Below are 1,956 nucleotides of genomic sequence, written 5' to 3'. Positions count from 1 at the left end.
GGCGCGTCGGCGCCGGTGTCGTCGGAAGTCGGGTCGGGCAGGGCGGTTGCGGCATCGTCGTCGCTGGCGGCCAGCGACTTGACGTAGATCGGCGCCAGCGGGGCTTCCTGCACGATCTCGAGCAGCTGTTCCTTGGCCAGCTCGAGGATCGAAAGGAAGGTCACCACCACGCCCAGGCGGCCTGCCTCGACGGTGAACAGGGTCTGGAAGCCGTGGAACTGGCGCACGCTCAGCGCCTCGCGACGGATCGCGTGGTGGGTGTACAGGTCGGCCCGCTTGAGCACGTCGCGCAGGGCCAGCAGCATTTCGGTCAGGTCCACCGGCGGCGGCGCCTTCACCGCGCTGCGGTCGGGCACGTGCACCGAGGCCAGGGCGGTGTCGCGGTCGAGCCGGTCGAGCTGGTCGATGTCCTCGGCGGCCTTCTTGTAGCGCTCGTATTCCTGCAGGCGGCGCACCAGTTCGGCGCGCGGGTCGGCTTCGTGGCCTTCCTCCACCGGCGGGCGCGGCAGCAGCATGCGCGACTTGATCTCGGCCAGGATCGCGGCCATCACCAGGTATTCGGCGGCCAGTTCGAAGCGCATGTCCTGCATCACCCCGATGTAGTCCACGTACTGCCGGGTGATCTCGGCGACGGGGATGTCCAGGATGTCCAGATTCTGGCGGCGGATCAGGTACAGCAGCAGGTCCAGCGGCCCTTCGAAGGCCTCGAGGAATACCTCGAGCGCATCCGGCGGGATGTACAGGTCCTGCGGCATCTGCAGCACCGGCTGGCCCTTCACCAGGGCCAGCGGCATTTCCTGCTGCTGGGGGTGCGGGGCGCGCGCGGCGTCCTGCGCGATCGGTTCGCTCATCGGCGGCTCATGCAATGTTCGTGGGCTCTCATCGAGCGGGGGCCCCTCCGGCCCGGGTGTTCGGGTGCTACAGCGCCACGGGGTGGAATCCCTGGCGGATGACCTCGGGCTGATCGCCCGTGCAGTCGACGATGCTGGTGGGGCCGGGTTCGCAGTCCTCGGCGTCCAGCATCACGTCGACCCAACGCAACCAACGTTCAGCGACCTGATCGGCCTCGTGGCTGTTCGGATGTTCTTCGTCCGGCAGCACCAGGCTGGTGGACAACAGGGGTTCACCTACGGACTCCAGCACCATCCGGATCACGCCATGGTCGGGCAGGCGGATGCCGATGTCGCGGCGCTTGCTGCGGCCGGCGTTCTTGATGCGTTTGGGCAGGTCCGGGGAGGCTGGCAGGATGAACGTGCATGGCCCCGGGGTCAGCGATCTGAGCAGCCTGAAGGCTGGATCGTCGAGCCGGGCCAGGCGGCCAGCCTCACTCAATTGCCGACAGAGTAAGGTGAAAGGGTGCCGGCTGTCCAGTTCGCGCAGGCGCTGGACCCTTTCTTCTGCCTCCCGGGCCTCCAGGCCCCAGGCCAGGGAATAGCCGGCGTCGGTCGGCACCAGGGCCAGCCCGCCGCCGCGGATCACGGCCACCGCCTTGTCCACGAGGCGCTGCTGCGGGTTGACCGGGTGCACCATCAATCGTTCTGCCATGCCCGATTGTGCCCGGGAACCGGGCGATTGCGCGAATGTTTCTCGCCCGCCCCCGGCCTCGCCCGGGTAAAGTCCCCGGAAATTTCCCGGGGTCCGCGCGAATGTTCCGATGCCTGCTGCTGCTTGTTTTCCTGTCCGTGCTCGGGTCCGCCAGCCCGTGTTCAGCCGCGTCGCCCGGCCCGGCCTCAAGCATCCCGGTGGAACATTTCCTCGACATGGAGGCCTTCGGCAACCTGAAGATCTCGCCGGACGGCAAATACCTCGCGGCCACCGTGCCCCATGGCGACAGGAACGTGCTGGTGGTGCTGCGCCGGCAGGACATGAAGCAGACGGCCGCGGTGAACCTCGAGAAGAACGGCATCGTCAGCGGCTTCTGGTGGGCCAACAACCACCAGCTGCTTTACAAGGGCG

General features: G+C 67.7%; 2 protein-coding genes and 1 pseudogene. 1 reads left to right on the top strand and 2 read right to left on the bottom strand.

The features are described from left to right. Both AACZ35_RS14045 and AACZ35_RS14040 read right to left on the bottom strand, forming a co-directional pair. A partial coding sequence (locus AACZ35_RS14045; protein ID WP_339830362.1) for a ScpA family protein occupies nt 1-851 on the bottom strand: 851 nt, incomplete at its 3' end. A 67-nt stretch (nt 852-918) separates the two neighbouring features. Further along, nucleotides 919-1,545, bottom strand: coding sequence for an L-threonylcarbamoyladenylate synthase (locus tag AACZ35_RS14040; protein ID WP_339830360.1), 627 nt, complete (start codon nt 1,543-1,545; stop codon nt 919-921). 101 nt (nt 1,546-1,646) lie between these two features. On the opposite strand from AACZ35_RS14040, the pseudogene AACZ35_RS14035 reads away from it, so the two are divergent. Next, a pseudogene (locus AACZ35_RS14035) lies at nt 1,647-1,956 on the top strand (hypothetical protein); the annotation flags it as partial.

The sequence above is a fragment of the uncultured Arenimonas sp. genome (assembly GCF_963976025.1).
GTDB lineage: Bacteria > Pseudomonadota > Gammaproteobacteria > Xanthomonadales > Xanthomonadaceae > Arenimonas.
This window is presented reverse-complemented; position numbering and strand designations above follow the sequence as displayed.